The organism is Haloarcula litorea, assembly GCF_029338195.1.
Classification (GTDB): Archaea; Halobacteriota; Halobacteria; order Halobacteriales; family Haloarculaceae; genus Haloarcula; species Haloarcula litorea.
Genome location: NZ_CP119779.1, coordinates 2,723,657 through 2,747,883, shown reverse-complemented (window position 1 = coordinate 2,747,883; position 24,227 = coordinate 2,723,657). Strand labels below are relative to the sequence as shown.

Genomic DNA, 24,227 nt, shown 5'->3' with positions numbered 1-24,227 from the left:
ACACGGGTATGAACGGACAGCGAGTCCTCGTGACCGGTGGTGGCGGGTTCATCGGCTCCAACCTCGCGAACAGCCTCGCCGAAGACAACGAGGTCGTCGCGCTCGACGACGGCTACCTCGGGACGCCGGAGAACGTCGACGACGGCGTCGAGTACGTCGACGCCAGCGTCCTGGAGGCCGACCTCCCGACGGACGTGGACGTCGTCTTCCACCTCGCCGCGCTGTCCTCGTACGCGATGCACGAGGACGACCCCACTCGGGGTGCCCGCGTGAACGTCGAGGGGTTCGTCAACGTGGTCGAACAGGCCCGCGAGGACGGCTGTGACACCGTCGTCTACGCCTCGACGTCCTCCATCTACGGCGATCGGACCGAGCCCTCGCCCGAGGAGATGGACGTGTCTGTCAACACGGGCTACGAGGCCTCGAAGCTGGCCCGCGAGCGGTACGCGGAGTACTTCCACAACCACTACGACCTCTCGATGGCCGGGATGCGCTTCTTCTCGGTCTACCAGGGGATGGAGGACGGCGCGGAGCAACACAAGGGAGAGTACGCCAACCTCATCGCGCAGTTCGCGGACGACGTCGCAAACGGCCGCCGGCCGGTCATCTGGGGCGACGGCACCCAGACCCGCGACTTCACGCACGTCGACGACGTGGTCCGGGGGCTGGAGCTGGCGGCCGACCACGAGCTCACCGGCATCTACAACCTCGGCACCGGCGAGCAGTACAGTTTCAATCACCTCGTGGAGCGCATCAACGAGGAACTCGGCACCGACGTCGACCCGGTGTACGAGGACAACCCCATCCCCGAGGACGTGTACGTCCACGACACCTGCGCCGACTACTCGAAGATCAACGAGGCGACGGGCTGGGAGCCGGCGATCTCCTTCGAGGAGGGCGTCGCGATGGTGTGTGACCAGTACGAGTGACCGCTACGCCTCGTCGGGCCTGTCGAGGCCCCGGAACTCGATGCGAGCGCCGCCGTCCCCGGCGTCGGCCACGGTGACCGTCCACCCGTGGGCGGTCGCGATCTCCCCGACGATCGACAGCCCGAAGCCGGTCCCCTGGTCCGAGGTGGTGAAGCCGGCGTCGAACAGGTCGTCCTCGTCCACGTCCGGGAAGCCCGGACCGTCGTCCGCGACGTAGAACCCCTCGCCGTCGGGGAGCGGTCCCACGCTGACCGTCACCGCCGAGCCGGCGTGTTCGATCGCGTTACGGAACAGGTTCGCCATCAGCTGCCGGAGGCGGCTCTCGTCGCCGAGGACGGTGCCGACGGGTTCGACCCGCTCGACCGTCGCGTCGGGCGCGTCGACCGCGGTCCAGGCCACCTCGACGACGTCGTCGAGGGCGACCGGTTCGGGCGTCCCGATTGCTCTGCCCTCGCGCGCGAGCCGGAGGACGTCGTCGACGAGTTCGTCCATCCGATCGAGGGCCGCCTCGACCTCGTCGAGGTGGTCGGCCGGGTCCTCGGCGTCTCGGGCCAGCTCCAGTCGGAGCGACGCCAACTGCAGGGGGTTCCGGAGGTCGTGACTGAGGAGGCTCGCGAACTGGTCGAGGCGCTCGTTCTGTCGCTTGACCTCCTCCTGGCGCTCCCGCCGCTCCGAGATGTCCCGCGTGACACCGATGAGCCCGACGACCTCGCCGTCCAGGCCGTACCAGGGGACCTTCGAGGTGAGGTTCCACTGGTCGAGCATCGGGAGGTACTCGACCTTGTCCAACACCGGCTCGCCGGACTCGACGACGTGCATGTCCTCCGCGTAAGCCCGACGGGCGTGGCGATCCGCGACCATCCCGATCTCCGGGTCCGTGTTCCCGAGGAACTCCGGCAGCGACTCCTCGAAGTAGCCGGAGCTGACGTACCGGTGGCGGCCCCGCCGGTCCTTGACGTAGAGGTGGACGGGGATCGAGTCGAAGACGGCGTCGAACAGGTCGCTCTTGTGGAGGAGTTCCGTCAGTTCGGCCGTGTCGAGCCCGTCGCTCGCGAGGCGTTCGGCGCGTTCGTCGTCGACGTTGGGCGCGAACCGGTCGGGCGGGTCCGGCGTCGAGAACCCGTCGTCGACCACCTGGTCGTCGGCGAGCGCGGCCGCCGCCGACGCGAGCGAGTCGAACGCCGACGCTCCCTCGTTGGCGACGAACTCGTCGACGGCCGTGCCGACCGCGCCCTCGGCAGCCCCCTCGCTCGCGGCGAACAGGACCACCGGGAGGATCGGGTGCCTGTCACAGACGTCGGCGGCGGCCGCGACGCCGTCGAACCGGCCGTCCTCGTGACCGACCACCAGAACGTCGACGTCGGGCCAGGCCAGCCGGTCCAGTGCGTCCTCGACGCCCGTGGCAGTGTACACCGTGAGCTGCGTCCTGGCTTCGAGTTCGTCCGCGGCCCGGTCCGCACGGGAGCCGTCGGTGTCGAGGTAGAGGGCGTGCCCGGCGGCGCTCCCCTCGTCTCCGCCCATACTACTCCCCCTTTCGCCGACTCACACTTAAACCATCGTCCCTTTTCACCCGTCGGCGCGATACGGCGGGTATGGACAGGGCAGTGCGGATCCTCGGCGTGCCGATGGACCTCGGGGCGGACCGGCGAGGCGTCGACATGGGGCCGTCGGCCATCCGCTACGGCGGCCTCGCGGCGCAACTGGACGAGCTGGGAATCGGCTGCACGGACGGGGGCGACATCAGCGTCCCGCGGCCGGAGGAACGAGACCCCGACGCCGACGGGCGGCTCGACGGCCGCGCGAAGTTCCTCCGGGAGACCGAGGAGGTGTGCGAGGACGTACGGACCGCGGTGGCGGCGGCCGTCGCCGACGGCGAGCTGCCGCTGGTCCTCGGCGGCGATCACTCAATCGCCATCGGGACCGTCGCGGGCGCGGCGCGCGCCGAGGAGTCGCTGGGGATCGTCTGGTTCGACGCCCACGGGGACTTCAACACGCCCGCGACGACGCCCAGCGGCAACATCCACGGGATGCCGCTGGCGGCCATCCTCGGCAAGGGTGCCTTCGCGGACGAGGCCTGGGCACACACGCCCGCCGTCAGCGAGGCGAACGTCGTCCTCGTCGGGACGCGGTCGCTGGACGAGAGCGAGCGCGACCTGATCCGGGAGAGCGACGTGAGCGTCTACACGATGTCGGACCTCGACGCCCGCGGCGTCCCCGAGGTGACCGAAGAGGCTCTCGACATCGCCGCCGACGGCACCGACGGGGTCCACGTCTCGCTGGACCTGGACTGGCTGGACCCGACGGAGGCACCGGGCGTCGGGACGCCGGTCCGCGGCGGCGTCTCCTACCGCGAGGCCCACAGCGCGATGGAACGGGTCGCGGAGCGCACCGAGCGGGTCCGGTCGATGGAGCTCATCGAGGTCAACCCCATCCTCGACGACCACAACCGTACCGCGGAACTGGCCTGCGAACTGGCGGCCAGCGCGTTCGGCGACCGCGTCCTCTAGACGAAGGCGGTCAGACCGGGGTAGTCCGCGACGATCCCGTCGGCGTCCCACCCGACTGCCCGGCGGGCGTCCCGCCAGTCCCGCACCGTCCAGACGTTCCGGGTCGCGTCGAGGTCCCGGGCGGCCCCGGTGAGCGTCGCCCGCTCGTCCGTCGCGAGCGCCGAGACCGGGACGTTGAGCGCGTCGACGCCGTACCGGCGCGCGACCGCGACGCCGGCCTCGGCCGATCCGGGCGCGACGAGGACGGCCACCCCGGCGTCACCGGCGTTCCCGTCGAGTGCGGCGAGTGCGCCCTCGCAGAACGACGAGAACAGCACGTCGTGCTCGTGGTCCGCGACGACGGCGCGGACGCCGTCGACGAACGGCTGCCAGCGCTCGCGGGCGGCTTCGCGGGCGTCCCCGTCGAGCGCCTCGCCCGGACGGACCGCCTCTGTCCCCGGGTTCTTCAGCTCGACGTTCACCCCGACGTCACCGGGGATCGCGTCCAGTACGGCGGCGAGGGTCGGCACCCGCTCGTCGGTGTCGAGGACCCGCGCGGACGTGACCTCCGCGGTCGATCGGTCCCACACGCGCCCCGCGCCGTCGGTGACGCCCCGACTCTCGCCCCCGTCGTCGAGCCGCCGGTCGTGGAAGACCACCGGGTCCCCGTCGGCCGTGGGCTGGACGTCGACCTCGACCCAGTCGGCACCCGCACCGGCCGCTCCGCGCATCGCTGCGAGCGTGTTCTCCGGGTACTGGCCGGCGAACCCGCGGTGGGCGACGACCGACGGCGCGGTCATCCGAACCCCTCGTACTGCATCGAGTCCGCCGGGACGCCGACGGCCAGCGCCGCGTCGACCAGCGTCGACACCATCGCCGTGATGCCACACGCGTACAGTTCGACGTTCGCCGGGTCGATGCGTGCGTCGGTCGCCGTCTCGGCGTCACGCCGGTCGAGTCCGTCGGGGAGGGCCGTCGCCGCGAGCGCGTCGTCGGCGACGTGGTCGACGAACACCTGCTGGACGTAGTCGGTCGCCCCCTCCCAGTCGGACAGCAGCGGCTCCCGGGTCAGCGTCGGCACGAAGTGGAAGTGGTCGTGGGTCGCGTCCAGTTCGCGGAACGCCTCGCGGTACGGCAGGTCGTCCTCCCACGCACACCCGAGGAACAGCCACACGTCGCGTGGCTCCCCCTCGAACGAGTCCCGGTCCGCCTCGAACGTGAAGTCGAGCATACTCTTGAACGGCGCGACGCCGGTGCCCGTGGCGAGAAAGACCACGTCTCTGTCCGAGGGCGACTCCAGGACCATCTCGCCGTTCGGGCCGCGGACGCCGACCTCGTCGCCCTCGTCGACGCGCTGGAACAGGTCGCTCGTCAGTCGGCCGCCCGGGACCCGGCGGATGCAGAGCTCCAGTTCGTCCTCGCTGGGGGAGTTCGCCAGCGAGTACGCCCGCGGCGTCCCGTCGACCCGGAGGGCGATGTACTGTCCCGGCGAGAAGTCCACCTTGACGTCGGGCCGGACCCGGAGCCGCAGTAGCGAGGGGTACGGCCGTTCGAAGCGCTCTGCCAGCGTCTCGATCCGGTCGACCCGGCTGGCCGTGGCCCCGGCCTCCCGACAGCGGTCTGTCAGCGACGCCCACCGAACGTCGGACCCGTCCCGGAACTCGCCGAGCCACTCGCGGCCGTCCAGCGGATCGAGCTGGTCCCTGACGGCCGACAGCACCTCCTTGTTCCGGCTGCGGTCCATCGCCTCGACGAGCGTGACCGTCGCCGAGTCCGTCACGAGCGGGAGCTGTCTCGCCCGCTCTTCCTCTGGCAGGTGCCACGGTACGTCCATACCGCACGATCACCTGGCAGGCCCCTGAGGGTTGGGGTCAGTCCCGCCGCGTCGCGAGGGCCGCCGCAGCGACCAGCGCCACGACCGCGGCGAGGGCGGTGAACCCCGGCCCGCTACCGCCGGTCGTCGTCCCGTCGCCGCCGGCCATCGTCTCCGTCGCGTCGCTGTCGTCACCGTCCACCGCGGTATCGGTCATCGCCTCGGTCTCCGTGTCCATCGGTTCCGTCTCGGTCTCCGTGTCCATCGACTCCGTCCCGGTCGTCGTCTCCGTCGCGGTGTCGGTGGCCGTCCGCTCCCCGACGGTCAGGGTCGCGTTGGTCTCGCCGCCGCTGCTCTGGGGGTTGACGTCCAGCGGGACGGTGTACTCGCCGGCCGAGGGGTTGACGACGCCGTCGTAGACCACGACGACCTCGTCGCTCTCGTTGAGCGAGTAGCTCCCGCCGAAGTCGACGGTCAGCGTCTCGCCGTTGTTGCTCGTCGAGACGCTGCTGACGTCGTCGGAGACGTTCACGTCGACCGTCGTCCCGCCGGCGTCGTCACCGCGGTCGATCCCGACCGCGACGAGGTCGTCGGTCGCGTTCACGTCGCTCACGTCGGCGTCCGCGTCGCTGTAGTCGACGGCGAACCCGGTCCAGGACCCGGTCGCCTCGGTGCCGATCGTCGCCGTCGCCGCGTGCTGTGCCGTCTCACCCGGCGTGGCGGGCGTCGCCGACAGGGACCCCATCGAGGCCGCGAACGCGGGTCCGGCGAAGATAGTCAGAAGCGCGATACCTACCGCGACTGTCGTAGTCGGCAGTTCGTGATCACTCATACTCGTCGTGCCGGCCCGAGGCCGGCGGCCGTCCCTTCGACGGTCACGGGCCTCGCGTCTAAACTGACCACCTTACACGTTGCATACACAAACACTCGCTTCACACAACCGGGCCGACTGAGAGTGCCGTCTCACCCGCTCTGTAACGTAGTAGGCGGCACCTCGCAGCTTCTGGAAGAAGTGTATCTAAGACGTTACTTTCGCACTCACTCCGCCGGCACGACCGTCACGCTCGCCACGCGGTCCATCTCCGCGAGTTCCATGATCGTGACGCCCTTCGTGTTGCGGCCGACCTGCGAGACGTCGCCGGCGCGGATGCGCATGATCTGGCCGGACTCGGACATGATGATGAGGTGGTCCTCGTCGGTGACGGCCTTGGCCGTCGAGACGCGGCCGTTGCGCTCGTCGGTCTTGATGTCGACCAGCCCCTTGCCGTAGCGGGACTGCGTGCGGTACTCCGACAGCAGCGTCCGCTTGCCGTACCCGTTCTCGGTGACCGTCAGGAGCGAGCGCTCGTCGCTCTCGTCGGTGGCGACCATCGCGGCGACGCGGTCCTGTCCCTCCAGTTTGATGCCGTTGACGCCGCGGGCCGACCGCCCCATCTCGCTGACCTCGCTCTCGTCGAAGCGGATGGTCATCCCGCCCTCGGTGGCGATGACGAGGTCCGTCGTGCCGTCGGTCACCTCGACGTCGACGAGTTCGTCGCCGTCCTCCAGGCTCGCTGCGCGGATGCCCGTCGAGAGGATGTTCTCGAAGTCCGCGGCGCTGGTCCGCTTGACGTAGCCGTTGCGCGTGACCATCGTGATGCACTCGTCGTCCCCGAACTCGTCGGTGGAGACGACCGCGGTCAGGTCCTCGCCGTCGTCCAGCGAGAGGAGGTTCACCGCGGACTTCCCGCGGGCGGTGCGGGACATCTCCGGCACCTCGTAGGTCTTGAGCCGGTAGACCTGCCCCTGGTTGGTGAAACAGAGCAGGTAGTCGTGGCTGTTGGCCCGGAAGACCTTGGAGACGCGGTCCCCCTCCTTGGGGTCGGCACCGATGATGCCCTTGCCGCCCCGGTTCTGGGCGTCGAACTGGTCGACGGGCATCCGCTTGATGTAGTCGTCCTCGGTGATGACGACGACGCAGTCCTCCTCGGGGATGAGGTCCTCGTGGGTCACCTGGCCCTCGTCTTCGAGGACGTTCGTCCGACGCTCGTCGTCGTACTCGTCTTTGATCTCGCGGAGTTCGTCCTTGATGACGCCGTCGAGCTTCTCGCGGCTGTCCAGCACCGCCCGGAGGTACTCGATGGTCTCCTGGACGTCCTCGTACTCGTCCTCGATCTCGGCGGCCTCCATCGAGGTCAGCGAGCCCAGCTGCATCCGGACGATGTGGGCGGCCTGGTCCTCCGAGAAGTCGAACCGTTCCTGGAGGCCCGAGCGAGCCGCGTCGCGGTCCTCGCTGTCCTGGATCAGGTCGACCACGTCGTCGACGTTCTCCAGCGCGCGCAGGCGGCCCTCGAGGATGTGGGCGCGGTCCTCGGCCTCCGCCAGGTCGTGCTCGGAGCGCCGGCGGACGACCTCGCGGCGGTGCTCGACGTAGTGTTGCAGGCTCTCCTTCAGCGAGAGGACCTGCGGTTGGCCGTCGACGAGCGCGAGGTTGATGACGCCGAAGGTGGACTCGAGATGGTGGTCGAGCAGGCGGTTCTCGACCACGTCGACGTTCGCGCCACGTTTGAGTTCGACGACGATGCGGACGCCGTTGCGGTCGGACTCGTCCCGGAGGTCCTTGATCCCCTCTATCTCGCCGTCGTTGACGTCGTCGGCGATGCGCTCGACGATGCGGGCCTTGTTCTCCTGGTAGGGGAGCTCCGTGACGACGATTTGACCCGCCTCGCGGTCGACCTCGTACTCCGCGCGGACGCGGAGGCGACCGCGGCCGGTGGCGTAGGCGGAGTAGATGGCGTCGCGGCCGACGATGTTGCCCCCGGTCGGGAAGTCCGGGCCGGTGACGTGCTCCATCAGGTCTTCGACCGTCGCGTCGGGGTTGTCGATGAGGTGGACCGTCGCGTCGACGAGCTCGCCGAGGTTGTGGGGCGGGATGTTCGTCGACATCCCGACGGCGATGCCCGAGGAGCCGTTCAGCAGGAGGCCCGGGACCTTCGCCGGCAGGACGTCCGGTTCGGTCAGGCGGTCGTCGTAGTTGCTGGAGAAGTCGACGGTGTCCTTCTCGATGTCGGCGAGCAGTTCCTCGGCGATAGGGGCCATCCGGGCCTCCGTGTACCGCATCGCCGCCGGCGGGTCGCCGTCCATCGAGCCGAAGTTCCCCTGGCCGTCGACCAGCGGGTACCGCATCGAGAAGTCCTGTGCCATCCGCACCATCGCGTCGTAGATGGGCGAGTCGCCGTGTGGGTGGTAGTTCCCCATCGTCTCGCCGACGATCGAGGAGGACTTCCGGTGGCTGGAGCCCGACGAGACGCCCATCTCGTGCATCGCGTAGAGGATGCGCCGGTGGACCGGCTTCATCCCGTCGCGGACGTCCGGGAGCGCCCGCCCCGCGATGACGCTCATCGCGTAGTCGATGTAGGACTGCTCCATCTCGTCCTCGATGCGGACGTGCTTGACGCGGTCCGCCGGCGCGGTCGCGTCGTCCGGGACGTCCGAACTCATATGTCGACCCACTCCGCCTCGGGCGAGTGCTCCTTGATGAACTCCTTGCGCGGTTCGACGGCGTCGCCCATCAGGACGTTGAACATCTTGTCGGCGGCCGCGGCGTCCTCGATGGTGATCTGCTTGAGGATGCGGTTGTCGGGGTCCATCGTCGTCTCCCACAGTTGCTGGGGGTTCATCTCGCCCAGGCCCTTGAACCGCTGGACCTGCGTGGGGTTGCCGTCGCACTGCTCCGCGACGATGCGGTCCCGCTCCGCCTCGGTCATCGCGTCGTAGGTCTCGCCGCGGTACCGGATCCGGTACAGGGGCGGCTGGGAGGCGTAGACGCAGCCGGCCTCGATGAGCGGCTTCATGTGCCGGTACAGCAGCGTCAACAGGAGCGTGCGGATGTGCGCCCCGTCGACGTCGGCGTCGGTCATCATGATGATCTTCCTGTACCGGAGGTCGTCGATGTCGAACTCGTCGCCGATACCCGTCCCGAGGGCGGTGATGAGGTTCCGGATCTCGTCGTTCTCGAGGATGCGGTCCAGCCGGTGTTTCTCGACGTTGAGGATCTTCCCCTTGATGGGGAGGATGGCCTGGAACTCGGGGTTGCGGCCCTGCTTGGCGGAGCCGCCGGCGGAGTCGCCCTCGACGACGAACAGTTCGGCCTCGTCGGGGTCCCGCGTCTGACAGTCGGACAGTTTGCCGGGCAGGGCCGTCGAGTCCAAGGCCGACTTCCGACGGGTGACCTCCTCGGCCTTCTTCGCCGCGAGGCGGGCCTTCGCGGCCTCGACGGCCTTCGCGACGACCGCCTCGGCGGTGTCCGGGTTCTCCTCGAAGTACGTCGCCAGCCCGTCGTGCATCGCGGACTCGACGATCCCACGGACCTCGCCGTTGCCCAGCTTGGTCTTGGTCTGTCCCTCGAACTGCGGGTCGGGGTGTTTGATGGAGATGACGGCGGTCAGCCCCTCGCGGATGTCCTCGCCCTTGAGCGTGTCGTCGAGGTCACCCAGCAGGTCGTTGTCCGTCGCGTAGTCGTTGACCACGCGGGTCAGCGCCGTCTTGAACCCCGTGAGGTGGGTGCCGCCCTCGCGGGTGTTGATGTTGTTCGCGAAGGCGTGGATCGACCCCTGGAGGTCGTCGGTCCCCTGCATCGCGATCTCGACCTGGACGGTCCCCTCTGCGATTTCCTCCGCGTCCTCGAAGTAGACCACGTCGCGGTGGAGCGGCTCCTTCGTCTCGTTGAGGTACTCGACGAACTCGCGGATACCGCCGTCGTACTCGAAGGTCTCGCTGGTGCCGTCGCGCTCGTCCGAGATGGTGATGGCGACCCCGGAGTTGAGGAAAGCCAGCTCCCGGAGCCGGGACTCGAGCGTGGAGAAGGAGTACTCAGTGGCGTCGAAGATGTCGTCGTCCGGCCAGAACCGGACGGTCGTGCCCGTCTCCTCGCCGGGTTCGAGATCGCGGACCCTCTTCAGTTCGTACTCGGGCTCGCCGTGGTCGAAGCGCTGTCTCCAGAGCGCGCCGTCGCGCTTGACGTCGACCTCGAGCCACTTCGAGAGGGCGTTGACGACCGAGACCCCGACGCCGTGGAGGCCGCCGGAGACCTGGTAGGACTTGTTGTCGAACTTGCCGCCGGCGTGGAGGATGGTCATCACCACCTCCACGGCGGGGCGGCCGTGCTCCTCGTGTTCGTCCACGGGGATGCCCCGGCCGTCGTCGCTGACGGAGACGGAGCCGTCCTCGTGGATGGTCACGTCGATGTTGTCACAGTACCCGGCCAACGCTTCGTCGATGGCGTTGTCGACCACCTCGTAGACGAGGTGGTGGAGTCCGCGCGCGTCCGTCGACCCGATATACATCGCGGGCCGCTTGCGGACGGCCTCCAGCCCTTCGAGGGTCTGGATGGACTTTGCGCCGTACTCATCAGCCTCTCCTGACATAGGAATTGATTCCCGTTAGTCGGTGTGGGTTGATAAAACCCCCGCACGCGCACACGCGCGCACAGCCGAAGAGACGGTAAGACCGTCCTACCCGAGCGGCGTCCCGGGATCGACGGTCAGGACATCGCGAGCCGGATCGCGTCCCAGAGCGCCGACACCGAACCGTGGCGCTCGTCGGGGTCGGCCGCCATCGCGCGGGCCACCACCCCGTCGAGTTCGGTCGGGCAGTCGGCGACCGCCGAGGGCGGTCGCGGCTCGCCGCGCTCGACGGCCGTCGGCAGGTCGTCGGCCGCTTCGAACGGCTCGTGACCGGTCAGGAGCCGGTAGGCGAGCGCACCGGTCCGGTAGACGTCGGTCGTCGCTGTCTGTCGCCCCGCGATCTGCTCGGGCGCGGTGTACGGCGTCACCGCGGCGTCGCCGGCGGCCCGTTCCAGCCCCCAGTCGCCGAGGCGAGCGCCGACCTCGTCGTCCCGGTCGACCAGGACGGTCTCCGGGCCGACGCTGCCGTGGGCGACGTTGTACAGCCCGGCGGTGTTCAGGGCCTCCGTGACGTCGGCCAGCACCTCCAGTCGGTCCTGACGCGAGAGGTCGTCAACGAGGTCGGCGAGCCGCTCCACCCCGGGTTCGACGGCGACCCAGGGGCGCGGTTCGGCACCGTCGTCGTAGACGTCGGCGATGTGGGGGTTGTGGCTGATGCCCGCCCACTGCTCGACGGTCCGCTCGAACGCAGCCGCAGTCGCCTCGTCGTCGGACCGCGCCGGCGACAGGGCGAGCACTCTGACGGGTCGGTTCCCGTCGGCGAGCCGTCCCCGGTAGACGTGGATCGGATCGCCGTCGTCGATCGTCTCGACGGTCTCGACCGCCCCGCAGTCGGCAGCGAACGCCGCTGCCGGACCCGTCTCGGCGGACGCGTCGTCCACGGCCGTGTCGCCGGCCCCGCCGCTCCCGGAGTCAGCGTCGGTCTCCTCGTCGCCGTCGTCGGGGGTCTCGTCACCGTCGTCGCCGTCGGCCGCGGTGTCAGCGCCGCCCGCGGCGGCCGACGAGTCGTCACCACCCCGCCACCGGCGTCGCGCGACGGCACCGAGGGCCAGCGCGCCGACCGCGGCCCCGCCGCCGCGGGTGGCGAGGGACTCGCTGACGTGGGCGTCGACGCCGGGGACGACGAGCCCAGCTGTCAGGACCCCCTGTCCGTCCTCTGCCGGTTCGATCGCGTAGAGGCGGTTCCCGGCGGTGACGAGGACGCGGTTCCCGACGACGGCCGGCGACGAGACCCGGTCTAGCGCCCGGAAGCGCCACTGTTCCGCCCCGGAGGTCGCGTCGAGCGCCACGAGGAACTGCCCCGCGGGGACGAGCAGGCTCTCGCCGGCCACGACGGGAGCCTCGGACCCCGCACCGGCGAGCGAGCGCCGCCACCGGTCCGAGCCGTCGGGGCCGACTGCGACCACGTGGTCCTCCGCGACGGCGTAGATGCCGGCGTCGTCGACGGCCGGCGCGGCGTAGGACGGCCCCGGGAGGGACGCGGCCCAGCGCTCGTCGCCGGTGTCGGCGTCGAGGGCGTACAGCGACCGACCGCGGTCGGCGGCGTAGACGGTGCCGTCGCGGACCGCCGGCGTGTGGATCGTGCTGGCGCTGTCGAACTGCCAGCTGAGCGTGCCGTCCCCCCGGCTCACGGCGAACAGCGGGCCGTCGAAGCCGGTGAAATAGACGCGGTCGCCGTCGACGGCCGGCACGAAGTTGTCCAGTGTTACGTCGGTCTCTGCGGTCCACCGCCAGCGCCGCCGCCCATCGCGAACGTCGACGGCGTGTAGCGTCCCGCCGGAGTCCCCGACGTGTGCGACGCCGTCAGTGACGGTGACCGCGGACGAGTACTCGTCGACCTCGACGAGCCACTGGTCCGCGCCGTCGTCGAGCCGGTGCGCGTGGACGGACCCGTAGTCGGGGACGACGACGACACCGTCGGCGACGGCGGCCGCACCGTCTCCCTCGTAGCCCGCGGTCTCCCACAGCCGCGTTCCGGTCTCGGCGTCGCAGGCGTACACCGCGCTCCCGTCGTTCCGGTCCGCACCGAAGACGACGGTCCCGTCGGCGACGACAGGGGGTGACGTAAAGAGGTGCTGCGAGTCGCCGACGCTCGTCTGCCACTGTTCGGTCACGCCCGCCGTCGAGGACAGCGCGTCTGCCCTGCCGGCGTTTGCCGCGTTCCCCCGCGCCATCGGCCAGTCCGCCGCCGTCGGCTCGGGTGCGGGAGCGACCGACACCGTCCGCGACGCCGTCGCCGACTGGCCGTCGGAGTCGGTCACCCGCAGGCGGACCGTGGTCTCGCCGGCCGACTCGAACGTGTGAGTGACCTCCTCGCCGCTCGCGCCGAACGGTGCGTCGGCTCCGAACGCCCACTCGTAGCCGGTGACGCTGCCCGCGGGCGCGGTCGACTCCGCCCCCGAGAACGTGACCGTCTCGCCGACGGTCGGTTCGCTCGGCGTCACGGCCATCGCGGGCTCCGGCGGCGAGGGGTCGGCGGTCGTCGCCCCGTCGCCGGCCCGCTGGACGTCGAGTCGCTTCCCGTCGGTCGCGCCGTCGTCGTCCCGGACGACCAGGTGGACGGCACGGAACGCCCCGCCGCTGTCGGGCAGCTCGTCGAACGTCTTCCTCACGACGGCCCCGGTCGCCGGTTCCGACTCGAAGTTCCCGTACCACTCGTAGCGCGCGACGGTCCCGTCGGGGTCGGTCGACTCGCTGGCGTCGAGCGTCAGCTCGGTCCCGTTCTCGATACGCACGTCCGCGACGACCTCGTCCCGTCGGGCCGACTCGGCGGAGACGACGTCCCCGTCGTAGGCCAGTTCGGCCTCCGGCGGCTCGGCGTCGGCGGCCTCGACGGCGAACAGCGTCCCCCGCCGTGTCGGGGCGTACAGGTCCCCGCCGTCGACCGCCGGCGGCGAGCGCGGGTCGCCGCCGAGGTAGTACCGGAACAGGAGCGACCGCGCCTCGGTGTCGTAGCCGAGTATCTTCCCGCCGTCGTTGACGACGTAGAGGACCCCGCCGGCGTAGACGCTGGTGTTGACGCTCCAGTGCCCCACGTCCCAGTCGGCGACGCGGCGGCCGTCGTCGAGCGAGAGCGCGCCGTCCGGACCCAGCAACCGGTCGCCGACCACGGCCGGCGAGCCGTCGCCCGCCGACTCGTCGTTCCGCCACCGAATGCTCCCGTCGGCGACCGACAGCGCCGTCGTCCGGTCCCAGTCGGAGACGTACACCGTCGACCGGGCCGCCGACCCGACGACGTTGTCCGGGTAACTGTCGACGACGCGGTGCCACAGCTGGTCGCCGCCCGGCCCGACGCCGACGAGCCCGTGGGTGTCCTCGTGGTCCACGGGGACCACCGCCGTCCCGCCCACGACCGGGAGCGCCCTGACGACGCCGGTGACGGGCCGGTCGCCCGCGGTCAGGCGGCTGCTCCACAGGGTCGTCCCGTCGCCGACGGCGGCGATCCGGGGCCCCGGCTCGCCGCCGACGCTCGCGTAGACGGTCCCCTCGAACAGCGTGAGCGCCTCGACGGTGCCGCCCCCGAGTGTCACAGCCCACCGCTCCCGACCGGTCGCGGTGTCGAGTGCGAGCACGGCCGCCTCGCCGTCCCGGTCCGACCCGACGTAGAGGGTGGTCCCGTCGGTCGCGATGGCCTGGCGGCCGCTGAAGCCGACCGGCGCGGACCAGCGCCGGGTCCCGTCCGCCCGACCGAGGGCGTAGACGGTCTCCCACGAGGCGGAAAACACCGCGTCGTCCGTCAGGACCGGCGCGCCGAGCGTCTCGTCCAGCGAGCGCCGCCACCGGCCGCGCGGGACCGCCCTCGGTCCGTCCGCGTCCGGGCGTGCCCCGGAGCGCGCGGCGTCGGCCCGTGACTGGCCCCACTGCGCCGCGTCGGCTGCGACCGGTTCGGCGACGGCACCGATCCCCAGCGACCCGACTCCGCCGAGACCGACGGTCCGGAGAAACTCCCGTCGGTCGAATCTGCGTACCATCGAGCGATATACTGAGGTGCAAGTGATACCTAATCAACGTTCCGACTGGTTCGGCCGTCGACACGGCGATCCGACGGCGACGACCGGGGGTTTCACTTCCACTGCGGTGGCGATTATCTTATAACCCCGACGCCGGTACCCTACGCCACGAAATGACCTCGTATCAGTCACGACTCGGCGAGGGCGAGGGCATCGCCGAGGAGTTGGCCGAGTCCCAGCGGGCCATCTCTATCGCCGAGTTCTTCGAGAAGAACAAGCACATGCTCGGCTTCGACTCGGAGGCCCGGGCGCTGGTCACCGCCGTCAAGGAGGCGGTCGACAACGCGCTCGACGCCTGCGAGGAGGCCGGCATCAAGCCGGACATCTACGTCGAGATCCAGGAGGCCGGCGACTACTACAAACTGATCGTCGAGGACAACGGTCCCGGCATCACGAAGGAACAGCTCCCCAAGATCTTCGGGAAGCTGCTGTACGGCTCGCGGTTCCACGCCCGCGAGCAGAACCGCGGCCAGCAGGGGATCGGGATCTCCGCCGCGGTCCTCTACTCGCAGCTGACCTCCGGCAAGCCCGCGAAGATCACCTCCCGCCCGAAGGGCCAGAGCGACGCCCAGTACTTCGAGCTGATCGTCGACACCGACGAGAACGAACCGGAGATCAGCGTCGACGAGACCACCTCCTGGGAGCGGCCCCACGGGACCCGGATCGAACTGGAGATGGAGGCGAACATGCGCGCCCGGTCGAGCCTCCACGACTACGTCCAGGACACCGCCGTCGTCAACCCACACGCCCGCATCGAGTTCGACGAGCCCGGCCTCGACGAGCCGCTGAAGTTCGAGCGGGTCGAGGACGCCGACCTCCCGGAGGAGACCGAGGAGATCCGCCCCCACCCCCACGGCGTCGAGCTCGGAACGCTGCTGAAGATGCTGGAGGCTACCGAGTCCTACTCCATCTCCGGGTTCGTCCAGGGCGAGTTCACCCGCGTCGGCGGCAAGACCGCAGACTCCATCGTCGCGAACTTCAACGACCGCCACTACGGCCGCGGGATGGCGTGGACGCCGCCGAAGGCCCACGAGGACGCCGACGTGGAGACCGCCGTCGCCGACGCGGTCGCCAACAAGGCCGCCGACGCCACCGACGACTTCGCGACGGCGGTGGCCGGGGCCGTCGCGGACGCAGACCGCGTCGCCCACCACGAGATCGAGGGGATCGTGGCCGACGCCGCCGAGACGGTCGAGGCCGACCACGACACCACCTTCGGCGCGACGGTCCGGGAGAACGCCGTCGCGGCCGCCTGGCGCGCGGTCACGGCCGAGCGGTCCGGCGACCTCTACGAACTGGTCGACGCCGCGACGACCGTCCGGAAGGACGACGACGCCGTCGAGGGGCTCGCGAGCCGCCTCGCGGACAAGTTCGACGGCGAGGAGGGCGACCGCCACCGACTGACGCGCGACGAGTTCCGGGCGTACGTCGACCGCGCGGCCGACATGACGGAGGACCACGACGACGCCACCTTCGGCGACACCGCCCGCGAGAACGTCGTCGACGAGCTCTGGGCGGCCGCCGAGCGGGTCCCGGACGACCCGCCGAACGTCTCGGCCGTCGCCGACGACCGCGACACGGCCAGCGACCTGCTGACGGCGATGCGGGAGACGGACATCATCTCCCCGCCGACGGACTGTCTCTCCCCCATCGGCGCGGCCCTGCTGGAAGACGGCCTGCGGAAGGAGTTCGACGCGGACTTCTACGCCGCCTCGACCCGCGACGCGGCCGTCCACGGCGGCGACCCCTTCATCGTCGAGGCCGGCATCGCCTACGGCGGCGAACTCGAATCGGAGGGCAGTGTCGAGGTGATGCGCTTCGCCAACCGCGTGCCGCTGGTCTACCAGCGCGGAGCCTGTGCGACGACCGACGTGGTCAAGTCGATCAACTGGCGCAACTACAACCTCGACCAGCCCGGGGGCTCGGGCATCCCGAACGGCCCGGCCGTCGTGATGATCCACGTCGCCTCGACGAACGTCCCCTTCACCAGCGAGTCCAAGGACGCCGTCGCGAACGTCCCCGAGATGGAAGACGAGATCGAACTGGCCGTCCGGGAGGCCGCCCGCGAGCTCAAGAGCTACCTCAACAAGCGCCGCTCGATGCAACAGCGCCGGGAGAAACAGGACAAGCTCCGGACCATCCTCCCCGAGATGGCAGCGAAGCTGGAGCAGGTCACCGAGAAGGGCGAGCTCGACATCGACGACTCGCTGGCCCGCATCATGAACAACGTCCTGGTCGAGCGCGAGGTCGAGGACGGCACCGTCCGGCTGGCCGTCGAGAACAACGACGACGTCAACGCCGACGTGGACCTGACCGACATCGTGACCGCCGAGCCCCGAGACACCAACGGCGCGACGGTGATGGAGATGGACGGCGAGTGGTTCGTGAAGTGGTCGCCGACGGTCGAACCCGGTGACCGCGCGGTCCTGGAGTACAGCGTGAGCGACGAGGCCGAGTTCACCGTCTCGGTCGACGGCGTCGAGGACGAGAAACTGACGGTGGACGCCTGACAATGAGCACGGAGACCGACACCCCCGACACGGAGGAGGCCCGCGAGAAGCTGATCGACCTCGCGGCGGAGTTCTACGACCAGTTCGCCGAGGGCGACGTGCCCACGATGTCCATCCCGACCCGGACGAAGTCCAACATCGAGTACGACGAGGACGAGGACGTCTGGGTGTACGGCGACCGGACCTCGACCCGGAGCGCCAAGACCATCTCCGGCGCGGAGAAGCTCCTGAAGGCGACCTACACCATCGACTTCCTCGCCCAGCAACTGGAAGAGGACCGGTCGTCGACCCTGCGTGAACTGTACTACCTCTCGGAGTCGTGGGACTTAGAGGAGGCACAGTTCAACAGCCAGGACGAGTCCAACGACCTCGTCGAGGACTTAGAGATCGTCTCGGACGTCACCCGCGAGGACTTCCACATGCGCCCCGAGGAGTCGGGCGCGACGATTATGGGACCGCTCCACCTCCGCGAGCAGACCCGGCGGGGCGAGCGGGAGATCCACTGCCAGGAGGACGTCGGCGAGGGCGGCTACCAGATCCCGAACAACCCCGACACCATCGAGTTCCTGGACAACGACGCCGACTTCATCCTCTGCGTGGAGACCGGCGGGATGCGCGACCGCCTGGTCGAGAACGGGTTCGACGAGGACCACAACGCCCTCATCGTCCACCTCAAGGGCCAGCCCGCGCGAGCGACCCGCCGGATCACCAAGCGGCTGCACGACGAGCTCGACCTCCCGGTGACGGTCTTCACGGACGGCGACCCGTGGTCGTACCGCATCTACGGCTCGGTCGCCTACGGCTCGATCAAGTCCGCGCACCTCTCGGAGTACCTGGCGACGCCGGCGGCCGAGTTCGTCGGCATCCGCCCGGAGGACATCGTCGAGTACGACCTGCCGACGGACCCGCTCGGGGACTCGGACATCAACGCCCTCGAATCCGAGCTGGAGGACCCCCGTTTCCAGACGGAGTTCTGGGAGGAACAGATCGAGCTCCAGCTCGACATCGGGAAGAAGGCCGAACAGCAGTCGCTGGCCTCGCGGGGCCTGGACTTCGTGACCGACACGTACCTCCCCGAGCGGCTCGACGAGATGGGCGTGCTGTAGGGAGCAACGTTTTTCGGCCTCGGATCGGTAGCCGGTCGTATGCCCGTGATGGCCAGCGACGACTTCTCGCTGCACCACGAGGACTGCGACGACTTCGAGGACGGGATGCCGACGAGTTCGTTCCCCGACGAGGTGTCGAGCATCGACGACCTCGACTGCGAGTGCTGGGACCGGTTCGACTCGCTGTCGGAGGCCGAGTGAGCACGGGGCCGAGCGAACGCTCCGGTCCCGGGCAGGCGCTGGCCGGGAGTCACGCGTCCTCGAAGCGCTCGGGGTCCGCGGCGGCCTCGGCGACCCTGACGGCGGTCGCGTTCTCGGCCACGTCGTGGACCCGGACCACGTCCGCGCCGCGCTCGGCGGCCAGCGTCGTCCCCGCGACGGTCGCCTCCAGGCAGTCGCCGGGTTCCTCGCCGACCAGCCCGAAGACGGACTTGTGGGAGTGGCCGACCAGGATCGGACAGCCCAGCGCACGGAACTCCGGGAGCCGGTCGAGCAGTTCGAAGTCCTCGGCCGGGGTCTTCCCGAAGCCGATCCCGGGGTCGACGAGGATCTGCTCGCGGTCGAGACCCGCCTTCTCGGCCAGCAGGACGCGCTCGGTCAGCTCGTCGATGCAGTCCTCGACCACGTCGTCGTAGTCGATCTCGGTGTCGGGGTCGACGGGGGTGTCGATGGAGTGCATCACGACCACCGGCACGTCGTGTTCGGCCGCGACCAGCCGCATCTCGGGGTCCTCCAGCCCGGAGACGTCGTTGAGCACGTCCGCGCCGGCGTCCAGCGCCGCCCGGGCCACCTCGGCCTTCCGGGTGTCGATGGAGACGTGGGCGTCCAGCTCCGCGAGGCGCTCGATCACCGGGACCACCCGGTCGCGCTCCTCGGCGGCGGAGATCGGGTCGGCTCCCGGTCGCGTGGACTCGCCGCCCACGTCGAGGATGTCCGCGCCGTCGGCGATCATCCGCTCGGCGCGTGCGACGGCGTCCTCGACGGCGTTGTACTCGCCGCCGTCGTGGAACGAGTCCGGCGTGATGTTCAGGATGCCCATCACGGCGGTGCCGTCCTCCCAGGGGTAGCCCCGGCCCTCGTCGTCGGGCTGCTGGATGTCCAGGGCCGCCCGGAGTTCGTCGGCGAACGGCGACAGGCCGTAGGGCTGGCCGTCGAGCTTGTCGGCCAGCCGGCGGTACTGCGCCATCGTCGCCATCAGCACCACGTCGAGTGGCTCCTCGTCCTGGTCGTTCAGGCCGGAGACGGCACACTCGCCGCCCAGCGACAGCAGCTCCTCCTTGAGGTACTGGGCCTGGCGGGGCTGGACCCGGGTGCGGAGGACGCGGTGGACCGCCTTCCCACGCATCCGCCACGCGCCGGCGTCGGTGACGTGGGCGGCCGCGATGGTCTCCCGGGCCGCGGGGATCGAGTCGACGTCCTTCTCGACGATCGTCCGGGCCCAGCGGGTCCGGGCCTCCCGGACCGCGTACAGCGACCCGGTGACGAGGACGGCGTCGCACTCGTCGGCCGCGTCGAGGGCCAGCTCCAGCGCGCCGGTCACGTCCGAGCGGGTCTCGACCTCGGCGTCGGTCCCCTCGCGCAGCGCCTCGGCGACGACGGCGCGGGACTCCGCCCGGTCGACGTTCGGCCGACAGGCGATCGCGTGGTCGACGCCGTCGAGGGCGGCGGCCATACCCCCGAGATCCTTGTCGACCATCGCGCCGACGACGGCGTGGCAGTCGTCGTAGTCGAACTCCGACAGCGTGGCCGTCGTCCGCGCCAGCCCGCCGGGGTTGTGTGCGCCGTCCAGCACGACCAGCGGGTCCCGGCCCATCACCTCGAACCGGCCCGGCCAGTGGGCGTTCCGGAGGCCCCGTTCCAGCGTCTCGCGGTCGACGGCGGCCACCTGCCGGACGAGCGCCGCCGCGACGCCGGCGTTGCGGGCCTGGTGCTCGCCCAGCAGCGGGAGGTGGGTGTCGACGGCCCAGTCCGGTCCCTCGACGGTCACGGCCCCCTCCAGCCCCTCGCGACCGCCGTACGTGACGGTCACGTCCGGGTCCTCGCTCGCGTCGCCGACGGTCACCACGTCGCCGGCCTGCTCGCGGACCGCGGCCAGCGCCTCGCCCGTCGTCGCCGTCACCAGCGGCGCGTCGGCGGGCGCGACGTGTGCCTTGTCGCGGGCGATCTCGGCCTCGGTGTCCCCGAGGACGTCCGTGTGTTCGAGCGTCACCGTCGTCACCGCGCTGGCGACCGGGTCGACGACGCTCGTGGCGTCGTAGCGGCCGCCGATGCCCACCTCGAGGACGGCCACGTCGACGTCGCGCCGGTCGAACTCCCAGAGCGCGAAGGCCGTCAGCGTCTCGAAGAACGTCGGCGAGGCCCCGTCGGCTCCGCGGTCCGTGACGTGGGGCCGGACCCCCTCGACGAACTCGACGAGCGCGGACTCGGCGACCATCCGGCCGTTGACGCGGACCCGCTCGCGGACGTCGTCGAGGTGCGGCGAGGTGTAGAGCCCGACGTCCAGTCCGGCCTCCCGCAGCGACCGCTCGACCATTCGGGCGGTCGACCCCTTCCCGTTGGAGCCGGCGATCTGGACACAGCGGAGGCCCTCGTGGGGGTCGTCGAGCGCCGTCAACAGGTCCCGCGTGGCGTCGGTGCCGGGTCGCATCGCGAACCGGCGCAACTCGAAGAGGAAGTTCGCGGCCTCGTGGAACTCCATACCGACACTCTCTGAGCAGTGCGCTTTAGCCTGTCGGACCTACCGATCCGCCGTCTCGCGACCGACGAGCCGTCGGGCGACGACGCCGGTCAGCGCGAGGAAGGCGACGCCCAGTAGCGGTGCCGGGTCGACGGAGCCGCGGTCCTCCGAGGCCGCAGCGTCGGCCGTCTCGTCCTCGTCGGCGTCCCCCGGCTCGACGGCGTCGGCGCGCCCGTCGTCGCCCTCGCCGAGGACCGTCCGCGAGGTGGTGTCGGGCCGCTCGAACTCGGACTCCGGCGCTCCGATATCGGTGTCCGGCCTCGTCGCCTCCGGGTCGGGCGTCGGTTCGGCCGCCTCGCTTCCCTCGGGCGTCTCGTCTCCTTCGCTCGGTTTCGTCTCGGGCGTCGTCGGTTCCGCTCCGCGGGCCGTCGCCTCGTCCCGGTCGGTCGCGTCCGTCGGCCCCGACGACGCCCCGGTATCGGGATCGGCGTCTTCGTCGCTTTCCTCGTCCGCGTCGGCCGTCGACCGGTCGACAGCCCGCTCGTCCCCCCCGAACCCGGTCGCGTCCCGCCCGAGCGAGTCCGAGACGTCGGTCTCGGGTCGCGTCGGCGGCGGCGTCTCCGGCTCGCCGTCGCCGTCGGAGCGTCGCCGGTACCACCAGATGCCGACGGTGGCGAGCCCCAGGACGACGAAGGCGAGGCCGACCCCGAGCAGCCCCCACTCCCGGAAGGCCGACGGCTCCTCGTCCGTGTCCGTCGCTGTCGCCTCGACCGTCGTTTCGACCTCGGCGGGGCCGGGCCGGGCGTCGGACGCGGTCGCGGTGCCACCTGTCGCTCGGGTGTCGTCCGTCTCGTCGTCGTCCGCTCCCTCGTCGGCCGTCAGATCGTCGACCACCGCGACGCCGGGGAGCGCGTCGAGGACCCGCCCGACGAGACGGGACTCGACCTCGACCCGCAGGAACGTGTAGTCTGCCATACCTCGACTGTCGGGGGGCGTGTGGTTAAAGCCGTGCCCCGGGCGTGACCGCGCCACCGACGCCACACCGGTCGTCCGCCGAACTCGACACCTAACTCGTTTGGCTAACGTTCCAACCGCCGGGGGCGGGATCGTCCCCTATGGAGAACGGATCACAGTCCGCCGCGGCGGTCTCCGGCCGAGCGGTCCGAGCGATCGTCGACGGCGTCGTCCGGACCTGCGGCTGTTTCGAGGACCGGACACGGTCGCTGCTCGCTCGCAACGGGCTGGCCGACCCGAGCGAGGACGAGTGGTACGCCGTCGCCGACTATCGGGCCGTCTACGACGACCTGTTGGCGACCACCGGGCACAACATCGTCGAGCGCATCGGCGTCACCCTCGCGCGGACGGTCGACTGGCCGGCCGACGTCGACGGCGTCGGGGACGCGCTCGCGGGACTCGACGGCCTCCACCGATCGCTTCACCGCGGCGATGCCGGCGGCTACGAGTTCACGGCGACCGGCCCGCTCGCGGGCCGACTGCGCTGTTCGACCCCGTACCCGCCCGCGTTCGAGCGGGGCGTGGTGCGGGGCATCGGGCAGCGGTTCGGCGCGGACAGCGGCTTCGTCGCGGTCCGCGAGGCCGACCGGCGAGACGACGACGTGACCCTCTCCGTGCGGTGGTGGGCCGAGCGCGGCTCCCGCGAGTCGTTCGAGGGGTCCGCGGCCGGCACCGACGGCCGGACGTTCACCGTCGCCGGCGACTAGCGCTTCTCGGCCTCGACCTCGCGCTCGTCGGCGTCGGCCGCGTCGACGGCGACCTCCCGGTCCGGCATCCCCGATCCGTCCTCGTCGGCGTCTTCGAGCAGGTCCCGCAGTTCGCGCTCGAACGCCGCCTCCGTCAGGTCGCCGTCGACGTACCGCTGGGTGAGTTCCGCGCGGCGCTCCTCGACTGAGGGCGCGAGGCGGTCGGCCAGTCCGAGCCGCGACAGCGGCGGGACGAGCCGCTCGGCGCGCGCGAGGGCGTCGGCGGCCCGACGGTTCGTCGGGAACGACGCCATCCCGGCGAGCGTCGAGGCCAGTTTCGTGCCGGCGACGACGGCGACACCGAGGAGGAGCAGCGTCCCGAGGACGGAGCCGGCGACGATGCCGAGGATCGGCCCGCCGGTCACGAGAGTCACGACGGTGGCGACGACGCCGACGAACGCGACGCCGGCGGCCCCCAGCCCGGACAGGACCGTCGCGGCGAACAGGAGCCAGTGGCGGTTCTCCCTGAGCCAGCTCACGGTCCGAGTAGTCGCAGGCGGCGGATATGCGTTCCGTCCTCAGTCGCGCTCGTGACCGTCGACCGGGACGTACGAGCGCCCGGAGTCGGAGATCGGCCCGAGGAGCCACTCGCGGACGGTGAGCTGGCGCTTCTTCCCGGCCTGGCGGGCGTTCTCCAGCCGTCGCTCGGTCGTCTGGAAGTAGTTGACGACGGTGACCAGCACCACGCCGCCCAGCGAGTTGCCCAGCAACACCGGCAGGACGAACTGGGTGATCCCGACGACCAGCCCGAGGTCCCCGGCGAGGACGAGGTAGAGCATCTCGGTGGCCGAGACGACGACGTGATAGAGGTTCCCGAAGGGGATCGCCAGGAAGGCGACGTACACCAGCAGGAGCCGCGACACGCTGTCCCGCAGCGAGAAGTCCACCCAGACGACGCCGGCGACGATGAGCCCGGCGAACACCGCCTTCGAGAACAGCGTCCACCACGGGGTCTCGATGGCCTTCCGTGCGAACCCCTCGGCGGCCAGCGCGGCCTCGGCCGAGAGGACGCCCGTCGAAGCGAGCGCGAGCGCCCCGAGGGCCCCGCCCGCGAGGTTCGCCACCAGCACCAGCCCCCAGATGCGAAACAGCGCCGGGAGGCTGGCGAGTCGCTCTAGCGTCAGTGCCACCGGCGGGAGCGTGTTCTCGGTGTACAGCTGGTAGTCCCCGAGGATGATGAACACGAACCCCAGCGGGTACAGTAACGCGCTCGTGATCGGGTCCCCGCCGGTCGCGGCGTACAGCGACGCGTACAGCAGGAACGTGACGGTGATGGCGAACCCCGCCGCGAGGCCGCTGGCGAGGAGTTCGCGCCGGGTCGCCGTCACCTCGTGGTCGGCGGCGACGATGATGCGCTGGAAGATCTCGTCGGCCGAGAACCGGTCTCTGATGACGTGGCCGCCCGCGGGAGCACCGCTCTGTGACCGATCGACGGCGTCCCGAACCGCCGTCTCGCGGTCTGGTCCGTCGCTCATGGTAGCGACGCCGCTCC

The 24,227-nt window shown here is 70.7% G+C and carries 17 protein-coding genes; 6 read left to right on the top strand and 11 right to left on the bottom strand.

Features of this window, described 5'->3' with window-relative positions:
• The first annotated feature begins 8 nt into the window (after positions 1-8).
• On the top strand, positions 9-929 hold the full coding sequence (locus P0592_RS14805) for an NAD-dependent epimerase/dehydratase family protein (protein WP_276271679.1): 921 nt from the start codon (positions 9-11) through the stop codon (positions 927-929).
• Positions 930-932: 3 nt separating this feature from the next.
• Here the strand turns inward: P0592_RS14805 and P0592_RS14800 are convergent, their stop codons facing one another.
• Positions 933-2,450 (bottom strand): sensor histidine kinase, encoded by a 1,518-nt coding sequence (locus P0592_RS14800; protein WP_276271678.1) that lies wholly within the window; start codon positions 2,448-2,450, stop codon positions 933-935.
• Positions 2,451-2,521: 71 nt separating this feature from the next.
• On the opposite strand from P0592_RS14800, the gene rocF reads away from it, so the two are divergent.
• A complete protein-coding gene (gene rocF, locus P0592_RS14795; RefSeq protein ID WP_276271677.1) occupies positions 2,522-3,436 on the top strand; it encodes an arginase in 915 nt (304 codons plus the stop codon).
• Here the strand turns inward: rocF and P0592_RS14790 are convergent.
• From P0592_RS14790 to P0592_RS14765, 6 genes are all read right to left on the bottom strand, one after another.
• Positions 3,433-4,215, bottom strand: a complete 783-nt coding sequence (locus P0592_RS14790; protein ID WP_276271676.1) for a glycerophosphodiester phosphodiesterase — start codon at positions 4,213-4,215, stop codon at positions 3,433-3,435. The genes rocF and P0592_RS14790 overlap by 4 nt on opposite strands.
• Positions 4,212-5,249, bottom strand: a complete 1,038-nt coding sequence (locus P0592_RS14785; RefSeq protein ID WP_276271675.1) for an FAD-binding oxidoreductase — start codon at positions 5,247-5,249, stop codon at positions 4,212-4,214. Before P0592_RS14785 ends, P0592_RS14790 begins: the two co-directional genes overlap by 4 nt.
• 37 nt (positions 5,250-5,286) lie before the next feature.
• Positions 5,287-6,060: a PGF-CTERM sorting domain-containing protein gene (locus tag P0592_RS14780; protein WP_276271674.1), complete on the bottom strand. Its 774-nt coding sequence runs from the start codon at positions 6,058-6,060 to the stop codon at positions 5,287-5,289.
• A 206-nt stretch (positions 6,061-6,266) separates the two neighbouring features.
• Positions 6,267-8,708, bottom strand: coding sequence for a DNA gyrase subunit A (gyrA, locus tag P0592_RS14775; RefSeq protein ID WP_276271673.1), 2,442 nt, complete (start codon positions 8,706-8,708; stop codon positions 6,267-6,269).
• Positions 8,705-10,633, bottom strand: coding sequence for a DNA topoisomerase (ATP-hydrolyzing) subunit B (gene gyrB / locus P0592_RS14770; RefSeq protein ID WP_276271672.1), 1,929 nt, complete (start codon positions 10,631-10,633; stop codon positions 8,705-8,707). Before gyrB ends, gyrA begins: the two co-directional genes overlap by 4 nt.
• A 116-nt stretch (positions 10,634-10,749) precedes the next feature.
• A complete protein-coding gene (locus P0592_RS14765; protein WP_276271671.1) occupies positions 10,750-14,643 on the bottom strand; it encodes an outer membrane protein assembly factor BamB family protein in 3,894 nt (1,297 codons plus the stop codon).
• A gap of 152 nt (positions 14,644-14,795) precedes the next feature.
• Here P0592_RS14765 and P0592_RS14760 point away from each other — a divergent pair, with 152 nt between their 5' ends.
• Genes P0592_RS14760 through P0592_RS14750 form a run of 3 tightly spaced genes read left to right on the top strand, consistent with a single transcriptional unit; the run spans position 14,796 to position 18,499 of the window.
• The gene (locus P0592_RS14760) at positions 14,796-17,192 is read left to right on the top strand and encodes a DNA topoisomerase VI subunit B (RefSeq protein WP_276271670.1); all 2,397 of its coding nucleotides are present in this window, start codon (positions 14,796-14,798) and stop codon (positions 17,190-17,192) included.
• A gap of 2 nt (positions 17,193-17,194) precedes the next feature.
• The gene (locus P0592_RS14755; RefSeq protein WP_276271669.1) at positions 17,195-18,298 is read left to right on the top strand and encodes a DNA topoisomerase IV subunit A; all 1,104 of its coding nucleotides are present in this window, start codon (positions 17,195-17,197) and stop codon (positions 18,296-18,298) included.
• Between the two features lie 39 nt (positions 18,299-18,337).
• Entirely contained in the window at positions 18,338-18,499 is a 162-nt protein-coding gene (locus tag P0592_RS14750) for a hypothetical protein (protein WP_276271668.1), read from the top strand.
• Between the two features lie 49 nt (positions 18,500-18,548).
• Here the strand turns inward: P0592_RS14750 and folP are convergent, their stop codons facing one another.
• Complete coding sequence (gene folP / locus P0592_RS14745; protein WP_276271667.1) at positions 18,549-20,996, bottom strand: dihydropteroate synthase; 2,448 nt, start codon at positions 20,994-20,996, stop codon at positions 18,549-18,551.
• A 39-nt stretch (positions 20,997-21,035) separates the two neighbouring features.
• Entirely contained in the window at positions 21,036-21,950 is a 915-nt protein-coding gene (locus tag P0592_RS14740) for a prolipoprotein diacylglyceryl transferase (protein ID WP_276271666.1), read from the bottom strand.
• A 140-nt stretch (positions 21,951-22,090) separates the two neighbouring features.
• Between P0592_RS14740 and P0592_RS14735 the strand changes: the two genes are divergently transcribed.
• A complete protein-coding gene (locus P0592_RS14735) occupies positions 22,091-22,696 on the top strand; it encodes a hypothetical protein (RefSeq protein ID WP_276271665.1) in 606 nt (201 codons plus the stop codon).
• Here the strand turns inward: P0592_RS14735 and P0592_RS14730 are convergent.
• Both P0592_RS14730 and P0592_RS14725 read right to left on the bottom strand, forming a co-directional pair.
• Positions 22,693-23,214, bottom strand: coding sequence for a hypothetical protein (locus P0592_RS14730; protein ID WP_276271664.1), 522 nt, complete (start codon positions 23,212-23,214; stop codon positions 22,693-22,695). The two genes, P0592_RS14735 and P0592_RS14730, sit on opposite strands and share 4 nt — an antisense overlap.
• A gap of 39 nt (positions 23,215-23,253) precedes the next feature.
• The gene (locus P0592_RS14725) at positions 23,254-24,210 is read right to left on the bottom strand and encodes a formate/nitrite transporter family protein (RefSeq protein WP_276271663.1); all 957 of its coding nucleotides are present in this window, start codon (positions 24,208-24,210) and stop codon (positions 23,254-23,256) included.
• Positions 24,211-24,227: the final 17 nt, after the last annotated feature.